The sequence below is a fragment of the Nitrospirota bacterium genome (assembly GCA_013388455.1).
GTDB lineage: Bacteria > Nitrospirota > Thermodesulfovibrionia > Thermodesulfovibrionales > SM23-35 > JACAFF01.
The window spans coordinates 1-20,012 of sequence record JACAFF010000040.1 but is presented as its reverse complement, the minus strand read 5'-3'; the positions used below and the strand labels follow the sequence as shown (position 1 = coordinate 20,012).

17 protein-coding genes are annotated in these 20,012 nt (G+C 36.9%); 4 read left to right on the top strand and 13 right to left on the bottom strand.

What is annotated here, in order from left to right:
• Positions 1 to 10 precede the first annotated feature (10 nt).
• From nrdR to HXY53_09070, 11 genes are all read right to left on the bottom strand, one after another.
• On the bottom strand, positions 11 to 466 hold the full coding sequence (gene nrdR, locus HXY53_09120) for a transcriptional repressor NrdR (GenBank protein NWF76708.1): 456 nt from the start codon (positions 464 to 466) through the stop codon (positions 11 to 13).
• Between the two features lie 66 nt (positions 467 to 532).
• Positions 533 to 1,768, bottom strand: coding sequence for a serine hydroxymethyltransferase (locus HXY53_09115; GenBank protein ID NWF76707.1), 1,236 nt, complete (start codon positions 1,766 to 1,768; stop codon positions 533 to 535).
• Entirely contained in the window at positions 1,765 to 2,217 is a 453-nt protein-coding gene (rpiB, locus tag HXY53_09110) for a ribose 5-phosphate isomerase B (protein NWF76706.1), read from the bottom strand. Before rpiB ends, HXY53_09115 begins: the two co-directional genes overlap by 4 nt.
• 87 nt (positions 2,218 to 2,304) lie before the next feature.
• The gene (gene metG, locus HXY53_09105; protein NWF76705.1) at positions 2,305 to 3,903 is read right to left on the bottom strand and encodes a methionine--tRNA ligase; all 1,599 of its coding nucleotides are present in this window, start codon (positions 3,901 to 3,903) and stop codon (positions 2,305 to 2,307) included.
• Between the two features lie 3 nt (positions 3,904 to 3,906).
• Positions 3,907 to 4,776: a hypothetical protein gene (locus tag HXY53_09100; GenBank protein NWF76704.1), complete on the bottom strand. Its 870-nt coding sequence runs from the start codon at positions 4,774 to 4,776 to the stop codon at positions 3,907 to 3,909.
• Positions 4,769 to 5,818: a DNA polymerase III subunit gene (locus HXY53_09095; protein NWF76703.1), complete on the bottom strand. Its 1,050-nt coding sequence runs from the start codon at positions 5,816 to 5,818 to the stop codon at positions 4,769 to 4,771. The genes HXY53_09100 and HXY53_09095 overlap by 8 nt, the downstream gene beginning before the upstream one ends.
• A gap of 124 nt (positions 5,819 to 5,942) precedes the next feature.
• A complete protein-coding gene (locus tag HXY53_09090; protein NWF76702.1) occupies positions 5,943 to 6,572 on the bottom strand; it encodes a dTMP kinase in 630 nt (209 codons plus the stop codon).
• Entirely contained in the window at positions 6,572 to 7,585 is a 1,014-nt protein-coding gene (locus tag HXY53_09085; GenBank protein ID NWF76701.1) for a hypothetical protein, read from the bottom strand. Before HXY53_09085 ends, HXY53_09090 begins: the two co-directional genes overlap by 1 nt.
• 119 nt (positions 7,586 to 7,704) lie before the next feature.
• Complete coding sequence (locus tag HXY53_09080; protein ID NWF76700.1) at positions 7,705 to 7,803, bottom strand: AURKAIP1/COX24 domain-containing protein; 99 nt, start codon at positions 7,801 to 7,803, stop codon at positions 7,705 to 7,707.
• A gap of 110 nt (positions 7,804 to 7,913) precedes the next feature.
• Positions 7,914 to 12,065: a hypothetical protein gene (locus HXY53_09075; protein ID NWF76699.1), complete on the bottom strand. Its 4,152-nt coding sequence runs from the start codon at positions 12,063 to 12,065 to the stop codon at positions 7,914 to 7,916.
• A 184-nt stretch (positions 12,066 to 12,249) separates the two neighbouring features.
• A complete protein-coding gene (locus HXY53_09070; GenBank protein ID NWF76698.1) occupies positions 12,250 to 12,825 on the bottom strand; it encodes an isoprenylcysteine carboxylmethyltransferase family protein in 576 nt (191 codons plus the stop codon).
• A gap of 210 nt (positions 12,826 to 13,035) precedes the next feature.
• On the opposite strand from HXY53_09070, the gene HXY53_09065 reads away from it, so the two are divergent.
• Complete coding sequence (locus HXY53_09065) at positions 13,036 to 14,412, top strand: DUF4139 domain-containing protein (GenBank protein NWF76697.1); 1,377 nt, start codon at positions 13,036 to 13,038, stop codon at positions 14,410 to 14,412.
• Here HXY53_09065 and glyQ read toward each other — a convergent pair.
• Complete coding sequence (gene glyQ, locus HXY53_09060; protein NWF76696.1) at positions 14,409 to 15,284, bottom strand: glycine--tRNA ligase subunit alpha; 876 nt, start codon at positions 15,282 to 15,284, stop codon at positions 14,409 to 14,411. The genes HXY53_09065 and glyQ overlap by 4 nt on opposite strands.
• Positions 15,285 to 15,475: 191 nt before the next feature.
• Between glyQ and HXY53_09055 the strand changes: the two genes are divergently transcribed.
• The 3 genes from HXY53_09055 to HXY53_09045 all read left to right on the top strand — a co-directional run bounded on the left by HXY53_09055 (position 15,476) and on the right by HXY53_09045 (position 19,513).
• Positions 15,476 to 16,732, top strand: coding sequence for a helix-turn-helix domain-containing protein (locus HXY53_09055; GenBank protein ID NWF76695.1), 1,257 nt, complete (start codon positions 15,476 to 15,478; stop codon positions 16,730 to 16,732).
• A 130-nt stretch (positions 16,733 to 16,862) separates the two neighbouring features.
• Positions 16,863 to 18,467, top strand: a complete 1,605-nt coding sequence (locus HXY53_09050) for an FMN-binding glutamate synthase family protein (GenBank protein NWF76694.1) — start codon at positions 16,863 to 16,865, stop codon at positions 18,465 to 18,467.
• A gap of 68 nt (positions 18,468 to 18,535) precedes the next feature.
• Positions 18,536 to 19,513, top strand: a complete 978-nt coding sequence (locus tag HXY53_09045; protein ID NWF76693.1) for a DUF128 domain-containing protein — start codon at positions 18,536 to 18,538, stop codon at positions 19,511 to 19,513.
• Positions 19,514 to 19,847: 334 nt separating this feature from the next.
• On the opposite strand, the gene HXY53_09040 is transcribed toward HXY53_09045, so the two are convergent.
• The coding region (locus HXY53_09040) for a hypothetical protein (GenBank protein ID NWF76692.1) at positions 19,848 to 20,012 on the bottom strand (165 nt) is incomplete at its 5' end.

The following is a 20,012-nucleotide window of genomic DNA, read 5'->3' as shown; positions in this document are numbered from 1 at the left end:
CTCAGTTTGCCTATTTGTGTTCGAAAAGCGTTTTTACTTCATTCATCAATTCATTAATATCCTTGAATTGTCTATATACAGAGGCAAACCTCACATAAGCTACTTTGTCAAGGTCTTTTAAAGCACTCATAACTTCTTCACCGATCCATGAACTCGAAATCTCCTTAACGCTCAATCCTATGAGTTTTTTTACTATTGTATCTGTGATCCCCTCAAGTGTATCAACAGCAATTGGTCTTTTTTCACATGCCTTTGTAAGTCCTACTAAAATCTTAGCCCTGTCAAATGCTTCACGCCTTCCATCTTTTTTGATTACCATGGGGATTATATCTTCGACTCTCTCATAAGATGTAAAACGTTTGCCACATTTCAGACATTCACGTCTGCGACGGATTGCATTGCCTTCACGGCTTGTGCGGGAATCGATAACTTTATCTTCAAGGTTTCCACAAAAAGGACATTTCATAACAAATATAACAACATATATCTTTTCCCTTTTCTTGAACAGTTATAAAAGGGAACAATTTATTAATTAATATATAGGAAAACCGTCACACAGATTATCGATTTTACTCGATAGGCTCTGGATAGTATTTTCGTCTTTGTTATGTATTATTGTGGAAATAATCTCAGCAATTTCTATCATTTCTTTTTCACCCATGCCCCTTGTTGTTACACAGGGAGTCCCAAGTCGTATTCCACTTGTTATAGTCGGAGGTTTTTCATCATAAGGTATTACGTTTTTATTCACAGTGATTTTTGCTTTCCCAAGCAGGTCTTCAGCCTCTTTGCCAGTTATGTCCTTATTGGTTAAGTCTACAAGCATCATGTGATTGTCTGTTCCACCTGAAATTATTTTAAAACCCTTGTTCATTAATTCATCTGAAAGTTTCTGAGCATTCTTTATGACTCTAAATTGATAGTCTCTAAAATTTTCACTAAGTGCTTCTTTTAATGCTACAGCTTTAGCTGCAATAACGTGAACAAGAGGTCCGCCCTGTATTCCAGGAAATATCATCTTATCGATTAGTTTTGCATATTCTTTCTTGCACATGATCATTCCACCTCGTGGACCCCTGAGAGTCTTATGTGTGGTTGTGGTAACAAAGTCTGCATAATTGATTGGTGAGGGATGGAGGCCGGTTGCAACAAGGCCTGCTATATGTGCAATGTCTGCCATAAGGTAAGCGTTGACTTCCTTAGCAATATCTGAAAAAATTTTAAAATCAATGAACCTTGAATATGCACTTGCACCTACGAGTATTAATTTTGGCTTGTTTTGTAATGCAAGTTTTCGTACTTCTTCATAATTAATATATCCTGTTTTACGGTCAACACCATAAAATACAGGTTTATAGAAATTCCCGGAAAAATTTACTGAAGCACCATGCGACAGATGACCTCCGTGACTTAAGCTCATGCTGAGAATTACATCACCTGGTTTCAGGACAGCAAATAATACAGCCATATTTGCTTGTGAACCTGAATGTGGCTGAACATTAACATGTTCTGCACCAAAAAGTTGTTTTGCACGTTGTATCGCAAGATTTTCTACAATATCTGCATATTCGCATCCCCCATAATATCTCTTTCCTGGATAACCTTCTGCATATTTGTTTGTAAAAATTGAACCCTGAACCTCAAGAACAGCAGGACTCGTATAATTCTCAGAAGCTATCAGAACAATATTCTTCCTTTCCCTTTCAATCTCTTTCTCGATTGCTTCAAAAACTTCAGTATCAGTTGCTTTTAAATGTTTAAAAATCATGACCTTTTTAAGCGTTCTTCAATCTTTGATATTTTATCGAGTCTTCTTGAATGTCTGTTTCCCTCAAAAGGAGTGTTAACCCACGTTCTGACAATTTCTTTAGCGAGATCTTTTCCAACAATCCTTCCACCAAGCACAAGGATGTTGGCGTCATTGTGCAATCTGCTCATTTTTGCAGTAAATAGTTCATTACATAAAGATGCCCTTATTCCTGGAAATTTGTTTGCTACAATAGACATTCCTATCCCTGTCCCGCAAATAAGTATGCCTTTTTCAATTTTTCCTGTGGAGACTGCTTCAGAAACCTTTTCTCCAAAATCAGGATAATCAACTGATCCAGGCGTATCTGTACCGAAATCAATAAATTCAATATTAAGGTTTTTTAAAAGGGAGATAATCTCTTCTTTTAATTCTATTCCTGCGTGATCACAACCGATGGCAATTGTCATTTCAAATTTTCGACTATCATTTTTAAATTTTATGTTAATCTTATCCGAGAGATTCTCTATAAGTCAAGAATGATTATGTCTTAATATTTATTTTAATATCTTATTCATTCTCGGAAAAAGTGGATGTCCTTTTTTTATTTCAAGTCCGGGTGTTAACATACCCCATTTTCTTTGTTCTTGAAGATTTACCATTTCGAGATCTTCTTCAATATTAAGCTGTTGCCAGATCTTTTCTGCTGCAGAAGGCATGAAAGGATAGAGATATATAGCAATTATCCTGAGCGCTTCACTTAATGCATATAAAACAGCCGAAAGCTTGTCAATTTTTTTCTCTTTCCACAGGTTCCATGGCGCCTCATCTTCAATCAGTTTGTTTGCATCATCAATAACAACCCATACCTTATCCAATGCAAGATGGAATTGTATTTTTTCCATAAAGTAATCAAAATCTGGAAAAATGTTTTCAACATGGTTTTTTAGTTGTATTTCTCTATAAACATCAACAGGAGCATTAATATCAAAGGGAGGCGGATGAGGAATTTTACCATCAAAATATTTTTCTATCATTGCAAGTGTTCTACTAAGCAAATTCCCGAGGTCATTTGCAAGGTCTGTATTGATACGTTTTATGAGTGCCTTTTCAGAAAAGTCCCCATCGAGGCCGAATGGGACTTCTCTGAAGAGAAAATATCTAAAGGCGTCTGTGCCAAATTCATCAGCTATCTTATTAGGGGCAACTACATTACCAAATGATTTTGACATTTTTTTACCATCAACAGTCCACCAGCCATGAGCAAAGATATTTTTTGGCAAAGGAAGTTCAAGAGCCATAAGCATTGTTGACCAGTATATAGCATGTGTTGTGAGAATATCTTTTCCAATCAGGTGATGATCAGGCGGCCACCAGTAGTCACCAACTCCCTTACCCTCCACCCTCGAGCGGGAGTGAGGTGTGGGAGCAAGATATCTGGTTGCCGAATAGTAATTCAGAAGTGCATCGAACCACACATAAGTTACAAAATTTTCATCAAAAGGCAGAGTGATTCCCCATGAGAGTCTATGTTTTGGTCTTGATATGCAGAGATCGCCAAGAGGGTTTCTTTTTAGAAAACCGAGAACCTCATTTTTCCTTGTTTCAGGAAGTATATAAGAAGTATTATCCTCGATGTGATTTATCAGTTTGTCTTTGTATTTAGACATGAGAAAGAAGTAATTCTCTTCAGAGATTTGTTCAACCTGTCTTTTGCAATCAGGACATTTACCATCAACGAGCTCTTTTTCTGTCCAGAAACGTTCATCTGGAACACAGTACCAACCTGCGTAGTTTCTTTTCTCTATTTCACCTTTTTCAAACAATCTCTGCAGAATTTCCTGAACAATCTTTATGTGCTGCTGGTCTGTAGTACGTATGAATTTATCGTAACTTATATTGAGTTTGTTCCAGAGGGTTTTATAATTTTCTACCATTAAATCAGCATGTTCTTTTGGACTGAGTCCTTTTTCCCTTGCAGCTTTTTCGACCTTTTGTCCATGTTCATCGGTGCCAGTAAGAAAAAATACTTCTTTAGCCTTTAGTCTGTTATATCTGGCCAGTGTATCAGCAGCAATAGTTGTATAAGCATGACCAATATGAGGAACATCGTTTACATAATATATCGGAGTAGTAATGTAAAATGTATTTATCACGGATTATGATTCCTTCTTTTGATGAAACTTTTTCTTACGTCTTCTCAGTGGCCAGTGCTTACGTTTTCCTTTGGATTTTTGAATCTCCGATTGCTGGTTTAAATTTTGTTTTTCAGTGGAAACTTGCAAATTCTGTTCTTCTTCCATAAGATTATCACTTGAAGCGACAACCATTTCAGTTGTCTCAACGTCTTCTGCAAGAGATATTGATTCATCTTCTGAAACAGGAATATTTTCGAGTGAGGTATCAGCAAATTCAAATCCTAAACAACACATCAGTCTTCCACATGCACCTGATAACTTGCCTGTATTCAGGACGAGTTCCTGTTTTTTTGCCATTTTAATTGATATTGGTTCAAAAGTTGTAAGAAATTGTTTACAGCAGAGTTCCCTGCCACATATTCCAAAACTTCCGATGATTTTTGCTCCATCTCTTACACCAATCTGACGCATCTCTATTCTGGTTTTGAATTTTGCTGCAAGATCCTTAACGAGCTCTCTGAAATCAATCCTCTTATCGGCAGTAAAATAAAATATGATACGTTTTCGATCAAGAGTGACCTCAGTCGAAACCAGTTTCATCGGGAGACCTCGTGCCATGATTCTCTCAAGGCAGTTATTCATTGCTTCCGCTTCAAGATTTTTATTTTCTTCACGCTGTTTTAAGTCTTCTTCAGTAGCTTTTCTAATGATTTTTTTGAGTTTTTTCTCTGTATTATCAACGCAGTATCTTTCTGTAACAACATGACCGATATTGAGGCCGAGTTCAGACTCTACAATCACCAAATCGCCTTTCTTAACCTCTAAACCGTTCAGCTCAAAATCGTATATTTTATCGCAACTTTTGAACCGGACTCCAATAACATCAGGCATATTTTAAGTTTGTCACCCTTCTGAGCAAAGAACCTGTATAATTCCAGGTCAATGACTTATTCAAATGAAAATTGAAGTATCTTTTCAATGTATAGAAGATAAAATAGTGTTCTATTATACTCTTTAATTCCAATTTGGTGCTTAATTTTCTTATAAAATTATTATTAATGTTATTTATTAACATAGTTTCATCACCAGTTATCTTGAAGATCGCCATATCTCTTAACATTATTAATAAATACTCGAACCATCTTGCCATTTCATCTTTTGACGCCCATCCATCTTTTTCATAATTAAGTATCTCCATGAGAACTTTCTTAAACCATGTTTGTTCCTCGATTAGATCATATGTGTTTGCAATACCCGGTCGCCCCATAGAGAAATTTACCAGCTGATTAAATGTATATTCATTGATATCAATATCTGTTCTATTCCTAAAAATAATCTCCAGGACTTTTTTGCAATCATAATTAGCAAGAGGGGTAAAATTTATGCGAGAGCACCTCGATCTTATTGTTTCAGGTAAAAGGTCGGGACTGGATGTTATTAATATTATCAGACTGTCTGGAGGTGGTTCTTCAATTGTTTTAAGAAAGGCATTTGATGCATACTGATTCATCATTTCTGCATCATCGACAATAACGATCTTATATCTCCCTTCAAATGCCTTTAATGAAAGACTTTCATCAATTGCGCGTATCTCTTCAATTCTTATTTGGTTATTCTGAGGGGCAATAATTAGGACATCAGGGTGTAATCCGGAGTCAATTTTTTTGCATGAGGAGCATTCATCGCAGGCATCGATACCTCCCTCTAAACCCTTTTTGGAAAACGGATATCCCCCTTCAATCCCCTCCTTTGTGAGGGGTGGATTAGATGGGGTGAGACAGTTCAAAGCCTTCGCCAGATTGATAGCAGTAAATTTTTTCCCTATGCCAGATTCTCCTGAAAATAGATAGGCAGAAGGAATTCTGTCCCTCTGAATGGTTTTTATTAGTATTTTTACCGCTTTATCCTGTCCGATAATATCCTTGAATGACATTTAATAGCTTCCAGAGAAAATTTTATATACAAGATCCATTTATAACAACTGTAATCTTATCGCTAAATTTAGTTATATTTTATAAATTATACCTTTGGCGTGAAAGGATTGACAAGAATGAAGGTTAAATATTTTTTCCGAAAAATTCTGTAATAATATTGACGATTATGTTTTGCACTTCAATAATGCTTAATGATGCATCCACGACTTTTATCCTTTGAGTTTCTTTTTGTGCAAGTTCAAGATAACCTTTACGAACCCGTTTGTGAAATTCTAAATCCTCAAGTTCAAGCCTGTCTGTCTTATTGATTCCTCTATTTCTGTTTAATCCAGTCTCTACATCAAGGTCAAGGAGTATTGTTATATCAGGTCTTAGTCTTTCTGTTGCAATAAGGTCGATTGAGTCAATAAGATTCAGATTAATCCCTCTTCCGTAACCCTGGTATGCATATGTTGAATCGGTAAACCTGTCGGTGATCACGATCGCGCCCCTCTCTATAGATGGCATAATCAATTCATTAAGATGCTGTGCTCGGTCTGCGTAATAAAGTAGGAGTTCAGTGGTTGATGTCATTCCCTGATGATCAGGGGAGAGGAGTATCCCTCTGATTTTAGAGCCGATTTTTGTACTACCAGGTTCTTCTGTAAGAACAACATCATATCCTTTAGAGATAAGGAATTGATAAAGCAGCCTTGCTTGTGTTGTCTTACCTGTTCCCTCAATCCCTTCAAAGGATATGAGCTTACCTTTCATTAAGGGTCTTCCTTAATTATTTTTTTAAGTTCTTTTAGTATCTTGAATATTTTTATTGTTTCTTCGACGTTTCTGGATCCAGTTCCACAGGAAGGTGTTAGAAGTATATTTGATAACAAAAGCACCGCAGGAAGGTTTTTTGATAAAAAACGTAAACTTGTATCAAATCGTTTTTTAATAGAATCTACATTTTCATCCTTAATTGAATCTGTTGTTGGTATGATACCCCATGCAAGATATCCACCGTTTTCCAGAAATTTAGTAAATTCTTCTGGATATAAGGAAATTGTTTCAACATAATCATATGCATCGAAACTGATAATATCTACATCACTATTTATTACAAAAGGCCAATCAGCCTTGCCACAACAATGGATTCCTGGTATTCCTCCTGCCTTTCTTATAGCACCTGATGTCTCTTTGAGCATTCTGATGGCATCATCTGAATTAACACCAAGATAAGCTGATGTGCCAATTGCAGAAAGTATTGGTTCATCAATGAAAAGAATAATTTTATTAGCATAAGGCTTCAGAAATTCTATTTGCCATTTGATTTTTGCATTGAGTACGAGTAGAGAAATCTCACGTAGTTCTTCATCAAAATAAATAAGTCTTCCATTGGAATCCTTTATTCCAAGAGTTAATGTTAAGGGCCCGGTAGTCTGCCCTTTTAAGAATTGAAAATGTCTATCCTTTAAAATTTTTACAAACGAATAGATACCTTGCGAGTATTTTTCAGAAATTGCACATTTCCAGTCATTTGAATAATGTTCATAAAATTGCATGAGTGAGTCTTCTTCATCCCTTTGGATATAGACAGTTTCTTTTGCTTCATTAATTCTCAAGGAAGGTATGCCTTCTGAATACTGAGGTATCATAGATTCGAGGAATGACAATTTAGGAAGCTGAGGCCAGAATGGTATATCAAATGTTTCGAGCACAAGTCTGCATGCCTCATCTGGATTAGTATGTGGCATACTTCCGATGCCTGTTGTTAAAAAAGGTGTGAGCATAATTAAATATGAATTTTTAAAACGTGTAGCCGCAGATTTCAGTTTAGCTAAAGCCTGCGGCTACGTATTTTAACGTTGTTTTCACTTTTATTATGTGTGTGCAACGTTTTTTGCGAACTTTACTTGCTCTTTCTCCTCTGGAATTTAGTCTTTTTTCTTAATTTATCATGTTTATGCTTGCTCATCTTTTTCTTGCGCCATTTCTTTACGTTTCCCACATGAATCCTCCTGACATAGTAAGAGTTAAAGTATTATTTAACTTATCTTAAAGATGTTTAGATGCTTATTATACATAATTTTATGAATTTAAGTGTTACAGTTTTTTGATTTATTTATTCTGGGCAGATATGTCCCAGATAAAACTTTCAATGAGTTCCTTATCAAGGGGCTCTCCGGAAAAAGCGAGATTTAAGACTGGAAGGTTTGTCTGCTCTGAGATCAGGGTTAACTGTGTTTCAGCAATTCTGGTCGGCATACATTCAAATGGGCCTACTACAACAGTCCCATCTATTTCTTTTTTTTGCCACATTAAGAGTGGCAAACCTATTGTCAAAGCTGACTCTCCGAGAGGTCGGAGTTTACTGAGATAAGGTCTGGCTGTATTTAAAATATCCTCAACACTGTGGTCTTCAGGCCAGTCAAAAATTCTGGCAAAGATTTCATAAAGTTCTCGTTCGATTTTTCGTTGTAGCCTCCACGTTAGATAGACTTTCCATCGCTTTTGTTTCTGAACAGTTAATCTCTTCCTTCTCTGAAAGGTTGTATAGTTGATCCATTCTCTGAACGGCGCCAGCTTTATCTTAGCTCCTAAAGCTTCAAGCTCTTTTATTAAATAGTTATTCGAAAAATCATCCAATCTAACATAAATTTCTCCTGTCATAAGGATTTTCGGTTTTCTATTGTTGTTAATCGTAGGAATTTTTTTAAAATCTTCTGCAGCCATTTTTGCCAGATTTTTGATTCCCCATAAAGTCTTAAATCCTGACCAGTCATTTGGAGTCTCGAGAATATTTTTTTCTGCTTTTGATATATATTTTTCGAATAACTCTTCACTGTCACCAGAGGTCTTTTCATCAGGCCGTATCTCCATTAAAGCATCTCTTAAAAGATCAACAAAAACAATATTAGCCCAGGATTTTGCAATCATACCTGGACCCATCTGTTCACTGAAGCGGTATCCCATCTCGGAATCTGGTGAGATAACTTTCACTTTATCAGACATACTCAATCTCTCAAGTATAATTTTTGTTAGCAACTGATACTGTCCAAAACGGCATGGTCCTCCTGCACGTGGCATGAAATAATAGAAATTATTCTGTTTGTCCCTTATGTGTTTCAGCAAATTACCAATTGTTACAATCATCGGAAGGCATTCCTTCCCGGAAGTATATCTTCTTCCGATTTCTAAAACTTCCTGATCAGCTATTGGCAAAGCTTCACTTTCGAGACCCATAGCTGCTTTTATTAGTGAGGCAACAATACGTGCGCCTTCACCCATACGAGGAATTAATACTTTTCGGTCTTTATCGAACTGGTTAAAGATTTCCTGTCTGATTTCAAATTTTTTTAAATCAGGCAGTTCTTTTGTCTGAATATTTTTTAATGGTTGAAAATGGCTGATATTATATAAGAAAGCTTCAATTCTGGTTTTAAAGCCAGCATGTCCTGTGTATGCGTCGGTTTCTAAAATGGTATAAGGTTTGCCCTGACTTAGATACTGAAAGAAATGAAGTAAAAAACTATCTGGACCACAAGAATAAACTGAAAGCCAGAGTGGAAAAACATTTTGCTGCTTTCTTATATCAGAAGCAACTCTTAGCAGTCGCTGGCCATACCCCCAATAAATATTTTGAAGAAATGGCACATTATTATTTATTGGATAACATTCTGCTGGAAGAGCTATAGCTCCTTTTTCCTGTATTATCTCTGGAATGCCGGCAGATAACAATGATGAATAGATAATATATGGGTGACCCAGGACCGTAACTATAGGGACCCGGTTTTTTTCACCAAAAGCAAGAGCCTCTTTGCCAATCTCCTTAAGCTTATGCTCAAATTCCTCCTGAGCCTCAACTGCCTTTTTAAAAGCTGTCAGGGTTTTTTTTGGTGAAGACCCGAGTTTTAATCCTAATTTAATGAATTCAGTACGATTTTTCTGATATCCTTCTTTAAAATTTAGGAAAGGACTTAGTACCTTTGCCGACAGTCTTGGTGAAAACAGATCCGGAGCAGCCTGTGATAATGGACATACATAGCATCTTCTTTCTTCTTCAAACCCGGGAATTTCAATAACTTTTGGGAGGAAAAGAAAGTCCTCTTGTTCAAGACCTTTTGCATTCCCGGCAAGAAGCTGCAGTGGAGCGCAGAAAGTTGCCTGACAGAGCTTGGCTCCAACTTCGAGGGATTTCAACGAACTTTTTTCAGGCAATTTAATTTTGAATCCCAGTTCTTGGAAAAAAGTAATTATCAGTGGTAGAATCTCTTCAGTTTCCAGTCCATGGGCAATGCCGATTGTTTTATTCGATTGATTGTGATTATTTTTAATCAGTTCAGAAATTAATTTTTCTCTTTCTATGAAAGGTCTGGGAGCAATGGACATTACCTTGTTTTTACCTGATTTCTCATATTTATCGCAGGCGCCACCCCAGAAAAATTTACCTATCTTTCCTCCTGTATCGACTTTTATAACCTGAATGGGACATAGATTTCCTTCAACACAGCCGTCCTTTGACAAACAACGGAATTCTCTCTTTTCTAAAACCTCGCTTTCGAGAAATCTCTGTAAATCGAGAGATGTTTTTGTTTTTAACTTGCTACCAAGTTCGTTTCTTGTAAGAAGTGCAATTCCCAAAGCCCCCATAATGCCAGGTGAGGGGGGAACAACAATTTGCTGTCCTGTTACTTTTGCTAATGCACATGCCAGAGCTAAATTTTCTGCAGGTTTTCCTTGGAGAAAAATTTTTTTACCATAATCTCTGAGTCCTTTAACGCGGTTGTTATAGTTAAGGATTATCGAACAGTAAAGGCCGGCTATTATTTCTTCTATTTGAGCCCCTTTCCTTTTAGCTTCATCTATCTGTTCAGCTACAAAGACAGCACAGTGCTGACCTAAATCAACAGCCCTCGGTGAATTTAGAGCTATTTCGCCAAACTGTCTGACATCTTCTATCCCAAAGAGTTGTAATTGTTCTGCTATGAATGAACCGGTGCCTGCTGAGCAGACAGTGTTCATACATGAATCTATTACGCGGCCTTTCTCCAGACGTATGAATTTAGCATCCTGACCACCTATATCAACAACAGTATCAACTTCAGAATCATAATATAAAGCACCGTGTGCATGAGCCGCGATTTCATTTAAAATAAAGATTTGTTCGTGTTTTTCTTCAGCTAAAGAAGCCCTTAAAAGAGAAGCTACAATCTCCCTCCCTGAACCTGTGCAACCAACTGCTTTTATTCGTTTAACATATTGAAATGGGATTTGCTGAATTAGATATTTAGCTGCATGGACTGGCTGCCCTCTGGTTTCACCATAAACTTCGAATATGGGTTTTTCACCTATGATTATCAACTTTGAACCAGTTGAACCGATATCTAATCCCATTATGAGATCTAACCCGTCTTCTTTTTGTTTTTGAGACTTAATCTTGGTTACAAGGTTTAAATATTTTTTAAGTCCAGGCAAATAAATTAAACGTTGCTCTTCAGCCTGTGTTTGCTTGATGTTTTCTTTTGATTCAATTAAAGCTGCTCCAAGAGCCTCAAAATACATTGCATGAGGCGCAACCTCAACTGTTGTTTCAGGAAGACTTTTTTTAATAGTCTGCACAATACGTTTTGAAGCAGATAGCCCTCCTATGAGTAAAACCTTCGAGGTTGTATGAGACTTTAAGGCTAAAGAAACAACATTTCTTGCTGAAGAATCCAGAAGTCCTGCTATTACCTCCTCGAGTTTATTGCCCTGATTCAAGAGATGGGTGAAATCGGTCTTCATCGTAACCCCGCAACGTGAGGTTATTTCTAATCCATTTACGTTTTCCGTGACCTTATCAACCTCAAGAATGCTAAGGCCAACCCTTTTTAAAATTTGATCCAGAAAACTGCCAACTCCGGCAGCACAGCGAGGATTTTGTTTAAATTCGCCCGGTCTACCCTCTTTTATTTTGAGTACAGAAAAACCGCCACCTCCCAGCCTGATAAGTGTTATCTCTTCTTTTGGAAATAGAAAGCGGGCTGCACTTTCCTGAGCAACCTTTTCAACGACTGAAGGGTAACCAAGCAGCTTGCGAAATCTGCCTGTGACGACAACCTGCTCATCTTCGCTTATCTGCCATTCCTGCTTCAGTTTTTGCCAGACCTTTTTTATTTCCTGCTGGTGTTTTTTCCAGAAAGTTTTTTCGATCTGCCTTTTTTCATTCAGCATTACTGCTTTAAGGCTTATCTTGCCTATATCAACACCGATTGATCTTTGAGAAGACATCGAAAACCTTTTTGCTTGAAATTTCCTTTAAATTGCTACATAGTTTCTTTCTGTCATTCCTGTGGAAGCAGCAATGACAGAATATCGCCAGTTTATAATTTTCTGATACCCTGTAGTCTTGAAGCATGGCAGTTTGTTTATGCTCCAGTTTTTTTGATTATAGCACAGAGTTAATTGAATGGTATTAAAATAACCGCGGGATTAGTCTGTAAGGTACTTTTTTTCTATAAGACTGATATGATTTGCCATACCGACTTGCAAGTTCTTTTTCTTCAAGGGGAATAATCAGCGTTGTAACAGTTAAAAAATCCAGTATTGTGATGATGCCAACAGCCATCACACCGGTTATAAAAAAAGCACCTGAGAACATACATGTATGTGCCAGGTAAGTAGGATGCCTGACGATTGAAAATGGGCCTTTTGTTACAAAGTGTTTTTTTGTTTTCGTTATTATCTCAGGAACCCCTATAATTCCCCAGAGGCCGAGCAGGCGGGCAGTCCAAATATGAAGGAGAGTCCCGGTAATCAATATTAGAATTCCGATGAAATTTATAATCTCAGGCATATCTATTCTGAACTCAAACAGGCAACTCTTATTTTTATAGATTAAATATGAAAGAGGCAGCCATGTAAATAACGGCATCGCATAGGTTAGTAAGCCTATTTTTCTTAAAAAGGAAGTGGCATAATGCACAGGTATCCAGAACAGAGGAATTATAAGCCAGAAGATAATAATTGTAAGAGCAAGAAGATCGTTCAATTGTTGTCTCTTGTCAAATATTTTATCCTGTCTATAGTTTAAAAATTTATGAAAAAATTAGATAGAGGCTTTTAATTACCCATAATCCCTATGTTTTGATACAATACAACCATTATGCTTTCTTTAAGGAGGTTTGAAATGGGCAAAAAATCATTTTACATTTTTTTAATTATCGGTTTTCTGGTTGTATCTGGAAAAATCTCAAATGTAATGGCTGAAAGCAATAAATCAGACATTCTCTCGACCGGCCTTGAAGACCAGACCGGTATAGCGGTGACCATTTACAATGTTAACCTTGGGCTTGTGAAAGACCAGAGGGAGATTAAATTGCCAAAAGGAAAAAAAGAGTTGAGATTTATGGATGTTGCCTCCCAGATTATTCCAACGAGTGTGCATATAAAATCTCTCACTGATCTCCAGAGTCTTAAGATTTTGGAGCAGAATTATGAATACGACCTGCTCAACCCCCAAAAACTTCTTGATAAATATGTAGGTAAAGAAGTAAAACTTTTCTACAAAAATCCTTATACAGAGCGTGAAGAGATTGTAACTGCTACACTCCTTTCAAATAATGGCGGTCCTATTTACAGGATAGAAGATGAAATTACCTTCGGTCATCCAGGTCGTGTAATTTTTCCTGAGGTCCCTGAAAGTCTTATATCAAAGCCAACGCTGGTATGGCTTCTTGAAAATACTTCCTCAGCCACACAGAAAATTGAAGCATCTTATTTGACTAATGGTATCAACTGGAGGTCTGATTATGTTCTCACATTAAATGAGAAAGATGACAGGGCGGATATGTCAGGTTGGGTTACCATTGACAATAAAAGTGGAACTACTTATAGAAATGCACAACTAAAACTTGTTGCAGGAGATGTTCACAGGGTGCGTGATGAGTTTGAATACAGACAAAAGATGATGCAGGTGGCTGAAACAGCAGTAAAGGCAGCACCACAGTTTAAGGAAGAAGAATTTTTCGAATATCATATTTATACGCTTCAGAGACCTTCTACGATCAAGGAAAATCAGACAAAACAGATCAGTCTTCTGACAGCAGTAGATATACCTGTAAAAAAAGAACTTGTTTTTTATGGCGCCCAATATTATTACCGAAGTCAGTATGGTGAAATCATGTCTAATCAGAAAGTTTCAGTATTTGTAGAGATAGAAAATAAAAAAGAGAATAACCTTGGTATGCCTTTGCCGAAAGGCACTGTCCGAGTAAATAAGAAAGACAGTGAAGGGAGTCTCCAGTTTGTTGGTGAGGATTTGATAGACCATACACCTAAGGATGAAAAAATCAGGGTAAAGCTTGGTGATGCTTTCGATGTAATTGGGAACCGGAAGCAGACAGACTGGAAGAAGATAGCATATGACACATACGAAGCTGCTTTAGAGATATCATTGAGGAATCATAAAAAAGAGGATGTTGTGGTTAAAGTTATAGAACCGATACCAGGAGAGTGGAAAATGCTAAGCTCATCACATGAGTATATAAAGACCGAAGCATCCACAGTAGAATTCAGTGTCCCTGTGCCAAAAGACAAAGAGGTAAAATTAACATACAGGGTGATGATGAGGTTTTAGGTAGCTGTATTCAACAGAGGGAATCCCATCTTCTCACGTTGCTTATAAAATGCATTTGCGCAATGACGTGCGAGGTTTCTAACACGACCGATATAAGTTGTCCTTTCTGTAACAGAGATTGCACCTCTTGCATCGAGTAGATTGAATGTATGAGAACATTTCAAGCAGTATTCGTATGATGGAAGCACCAGCCCAAGCTTGTTTAGCCTGATCGCTTCTTTTTCATAAAACTCAAATTGCTTCATAAGTAGTTCCGTATCAGCAAAATCAAAATTATACTTTGAAAATTCGACTTCATTCATGTGGTGTATTTCGCCATATTTTATCCCCTTACACCAGTCAAGACTAAACACATTGTCAACTTCCTGAAGATACATGGCGATTCTCTCAAGCCCATAAGTAAGTTCTAAAGAGATAGGTTTGAGATCAATACCTCCGACCTGTTGAAAATATGTGAACTGGGTTATTTCCATTCCATCAAGCCATACTTCCCAGCCAAGACCCCATGCCCCGAGTGTTGGCGATTCCCAGTCATCCTCTACAAACCTGATATCATGTTTCAGGGGGTCTATGCCCAGATACGAAAGACTTTCCAAATAAACTTCCTGGCTGTCAGAAGGAGACGGCTTCAAAATTACCTGATACTGATAGTAATGTTGAAGTCTGTTCGGATTTTCTCCGTATCTTCCATCAGTTGGTCTTCTGGAAGGTTCTACGTATGCTACTTTCCACGGCTCCGGCCCCAAAACTCTGAAGAAAGTTGCAGGATGAAAGGTTCCTGCTCCAACCTCTATATCATAAGGCTGTAAAAGAATACATCCCTTTACTGCCCAGAACTGCTGGAGCTTTAGAATCAAATCCTGAAAATACATTTAGTTTCCTTTTTGAAAAGATATTCTAATTTATCAGATTCTTAGAATTTAAGTGAATAGGAAAATCTTTAAGATAAATACACAGTTTAAAAAAATTATCTATATCAAATCAAGGGGGATATCTTTTCTTGACTTTTATAGGTTCAATTCATTAAATTTAATGCAAAAGGTAACCGTTCACCGAGACATAGTTGGCAAAAATAAATTCAGGCATACGTGACCTTGATAATCTCATAGACTCACTCTATGTGGGAGATAATGTTGTCTGGGAAGTTGAGGCAGGAACTTCTCCAGAAATTTTTGTATTAAATTTTATCAAACAGTCCTTTGCTGAGCAGCGTAATGTGATATATGTAAGTTTCAATAAATCGCCATACAGTATTTTCCAGCAGATAGGAGGTGTCCCGATTCAGGATAACTTTGTGTTGCTTGACTGTTTTACATCAGGAAAGGGGAAGAATGACAGGACATTTACCAAATTTTATGAAAACTCAACGAATGTAAATGTCATAAGGGTTGAAGACCCTAAAAATATAGAGCAGTTTACTTCTCTGCTGAATTCTTTTGAGGATAAATTCCAGTCAGGCGGAAGGTATGTTTTTGATAGCCTTACAGGCATGCAGGATCTCTGGGGAGACGAAAATAGGACTTATAAATTTTTTACCTATCTTTGCCCCCGTCTATATGATCTTGGAACAGTTGCATACTGGATACTTGAGAAAGATGCTCACAGTCAGAAATTTAAGGCAAATTTGAGACATATAACCCAGGTAGTTCTGGAGTTATACAAGAGAAAGGATAAATTATGGGTCAAGGCTTTGAAACTCGAAGGACGGCCAAACAGAGAAGCATTCAAGCCCCATTCTTATGAGATAGAAGAAAAGACAATATCTATTACATCTGCCCGAAAAGAACAACTGTTTGATATTGGTACAAAGATAAAAGAATTGAGGACTTGTGCTGGCATGAGCCAGAAAGAACTTGCTGAAAGAGTTAATCTTACACCAAGCTTTATTTGTCAACTGGAGAGTAACCAGATAACACCCTCACTTCATTCTTTTATTCAGATTTGTAATGCACTTGGGGTCAGACTGTCTGATACATTAAAGAAAAAATCTGAAGATGTTCCATGGCTCATCAAAAAAGAAAATATTTTTAAAAATCCTATTTATAAAAATGGAAATTTCAGACAGTTCAATATTATTAAAAACGAATCTATTTCAGGAACTCTTATTATTATAGAACCTTACGCAAAGATAAAAAATGAAGTTATTCCTTCTAAAGGCGGTAAATTAATCTATATTCTGAAAGGCGATATTTCTATCAATATAAACGGTCATATAGAGACACTCAAATCAGGCGATTCTGTTTGTCTTAAAGATGAAATGCCTTCCATATTAAAAAATGAAGGAGGTGATAATGCAGAAATACTATTAGTGAGTTTTTAGAAGTTGATTAAGAGCTTAAGTTTTCGTTGTTAACGAAGTAGAAGATTTTTTTTTGGCATTTTAATTAAGTAATACTGAAAATTGAATTTTGAATATTAAATAATACTAAATTAAAAGGAGGAATATCACAATGAATTACGGTAGACCTAATGCAAGTGCTGCAACAGGAACAAAAAACAGGGTGTCAGACCCGGCACCATATTCAGGAATATGTTCTGTTTGTTTGGATGGCTGTCCTGGAATCTGTGAAATCGGAAAGTCTTCTTACAGAGGAAGAGAAATTTTGTATCCACAACCTTTTGGTAAGGTAACGGCAGGAGCTGTTAAAGAGTATCCGGTAGATTATTCACATCTTAATATTCAAGGAACATGTGTAGGCGCTATTGGAACAGAAGCGGATTCTGATAAAGCGCTATTCATAAAAGTCTCAACAGAAGTTACCATTGGCAATAAACATAAGGTGAATCTAAGAATCCCCATTTTCACTGGCGCTCTCGGCTCAACAAACATAGCAAGAGATAACTGGGAAGGCCTGGCTATAGGAGCTGCAATTTCAGGAATCATGGTTGTAATTGGTGAGAATGTTGTAGGTATGGATCATGAAGCAGAGATAAAGAATGGCAAAGTAGTAAATTCTCCTGAACTTGCAAGAAGGGTTAAGACTTTTAATGAATGGAAAGACAAATATGGAGCAATTATTCTTCAGCAGAATGTAGAAGACGCAAGGCTTGGTTCTCCTGAATATGCTATTGAGAAACTTGGAGTTGAATGCCTTGAATTAAAATGGGGACAGGGAGCAAAGAATATTGGCGGAGAAGTTAAGTTAAAGACACTTGACAGAGCCCTTGAATTAAAAAGAAGGGGCTATGTTGTATTGCCTGATCCAGAGGATCATGTTGTTCAGAAAGCGTTTAAAGAAGGTGCTTTTAAAGAGTTTGAGAGACATTCAAGGCTTGGAATGGTTGAATATGAAGGGTTTATGAGGAGTGTTGAGTATCTTCGAAAAATTGGAGCAAAATTTGTCTCTCTCAAGACAGGGGCTTACAGGATTGCAGACCTTGCGAGAGCAATGAAGTTTGCATCAGATGCAGAGATAGATTTACTTACCATTGATGGTGCTGGCGGTGGAACAGGGATGAGTCCATGGAGAATGATGAATGAGTGGGGTATCCCGACGATTTATCTTGAATCAATTGCATATAAATTTGCATCTGAATTAAGAGCAAGGGGGAAATATGTGCCAGATATAGCTATGGCAGGAGGCTTCTCTCTTGAAGATCATATTTTCAAAGCGATTGCAATGGGGGCTCCTTTTGTTAAAGCAGTTTGTATGGGACGTGCTACAATGATTCCTGCAATGGTAGGAAAGAATATCCAGAGATGGATGAGTGAAGATAAGCTTCCTGCTGAAATAAAGAAATATGGAGATACCGAAGAAAAGATTTTTGTAACTGCTGAGACACTCAAGGCCAAGTATGGAAAAAACTTCAAGAAGATTCCATTTGGTGCTATAGGGATGTATACATTCTGTGACAGGTTACAGCTCGGACTTCAGCAGCTTATGGCTGGAGCAAGAAAGTTTGCTATTCAATATATTGACCGTTCTGATCTCGTGTCTTTAACAAAACAAGCAAGTGAGATTACAGGGATTCCATATATCATGGAGTCTGATATGGAAGAAGCAAACAGGATATTATTTGGCTCTGAGAAAACTTTAGAGGTTTTTGCAAAATAGGCAGTAAAAAAGCGGGGATATTTTTATATCCCCGCTTTTCAAAATGTCGAAAAGGAGATTAAATTCGTATGAACAGAACAATGTTAGCCATCTTGCAAGTACTTGATAAAAGGTCAAATGAAATAATCGGAGCAAGAGAGATATCAAAAAATCTAAAGATTCATGGAGTTGAACTAAAAGAGAGAACTGTGAGGTATCATCTTAAAATACTTGATGAAAGAGGTTACACAAAGGTATTTGGAAAAGAAGGAAGGATGATTACCCAGAAAGGACGTGAAGAACTTTTGCATGCCCATGTATCAGAAAAAGTTGGCTTTGTAATAAGTAAAATCGAGACTCTGTCATATCTTACAAATTTCGATCTCGATACGCAAGAAGGTAATATTATTCTTAACATATCATATTTCTCAGAAGAAAAACTGAAGGAAGCAATTAAGATAATGAAGCCAGTTTTCCAATCGCCTTATGTAATGTCTGATAGGGTTATTTTAAAAAGAGCAGGTGAGAAGATTGGGGACATTATTGTTCCCGAGGGTCAGGTGAGTTTTGGAACCATATGTAGTGTCACAATAAATGGTATTTTCCTAAAAGCAGGAATTCCAGTTACATCAAAATTCGGTGGTGTGCTCCAGATCAATTCTGAACCGAGCAGGTTCACTACACTTATTAGTTATGAAGGTTCTTCCCTTGACCCTCTGGAGATATTCATCAAAAGCAGGATGACGTATGTTTCTGGGGCTGTCAAGAATCTTTCAGGTAAGGTGCTTGCAAGTTTCAGAGAGATTCCAGTTGTAAGCTTAGAAAAGGCATTTCAATTAAGGGAATATATGAAAGAAAAAGGAATTGGCGGAATCCTGATGATAGGGAATCCAAACCAGCCATTGCTTGAAATGCCTGTTGGTTTAGACAAAGCAGGAATGATAATTGTTGGCGGACTTAATCCAATTGCTGCACTTGAAGAAGCAGGAATACAGACTATTAGTAAAGCAATGTCAACACTATATAAATTTTCTGAACTCGTAAAATTTAAGGATCTATTAAGATAGTATTGTTAAATTTTATTACATATCTCTATAACCCGCCTACCACCAAAAATACTAAATATTTTTTCTCTTAATTTCTCTAATAAAATAATTTCGGCTCTTGACATTTTATTAATAATATCTTAATCTTAAAGCAAAAGGTAACCTTATGCCGTTATGAAATATTTTATTAGTATAAAGCTCTACGCCTTTTATCAACTAATTTCAAATAATGTGTCACATGCCTTTCTAAAAAATAAATTCATTTTAAAAAATGTAAGGAGGGATTAAAAGGAAATATTTTTTTAGCTGTTCAAATTAACAATACTTAAAACGTAGCTATAAAAATTAATATTTATTAAAAATACTTAACAAAAAGGAGGGAATTAATAATGAGTCTTAGTAAACCTAATGCAAGTGCTGCAACAGTAACAACAACAAGGGTCTCGCCATCACCGTTTTCCGGCTTATGCGTCAACTGTGTTGATGGATGTCCCGGATATTGTGAAGTGGGCAGGTCGGC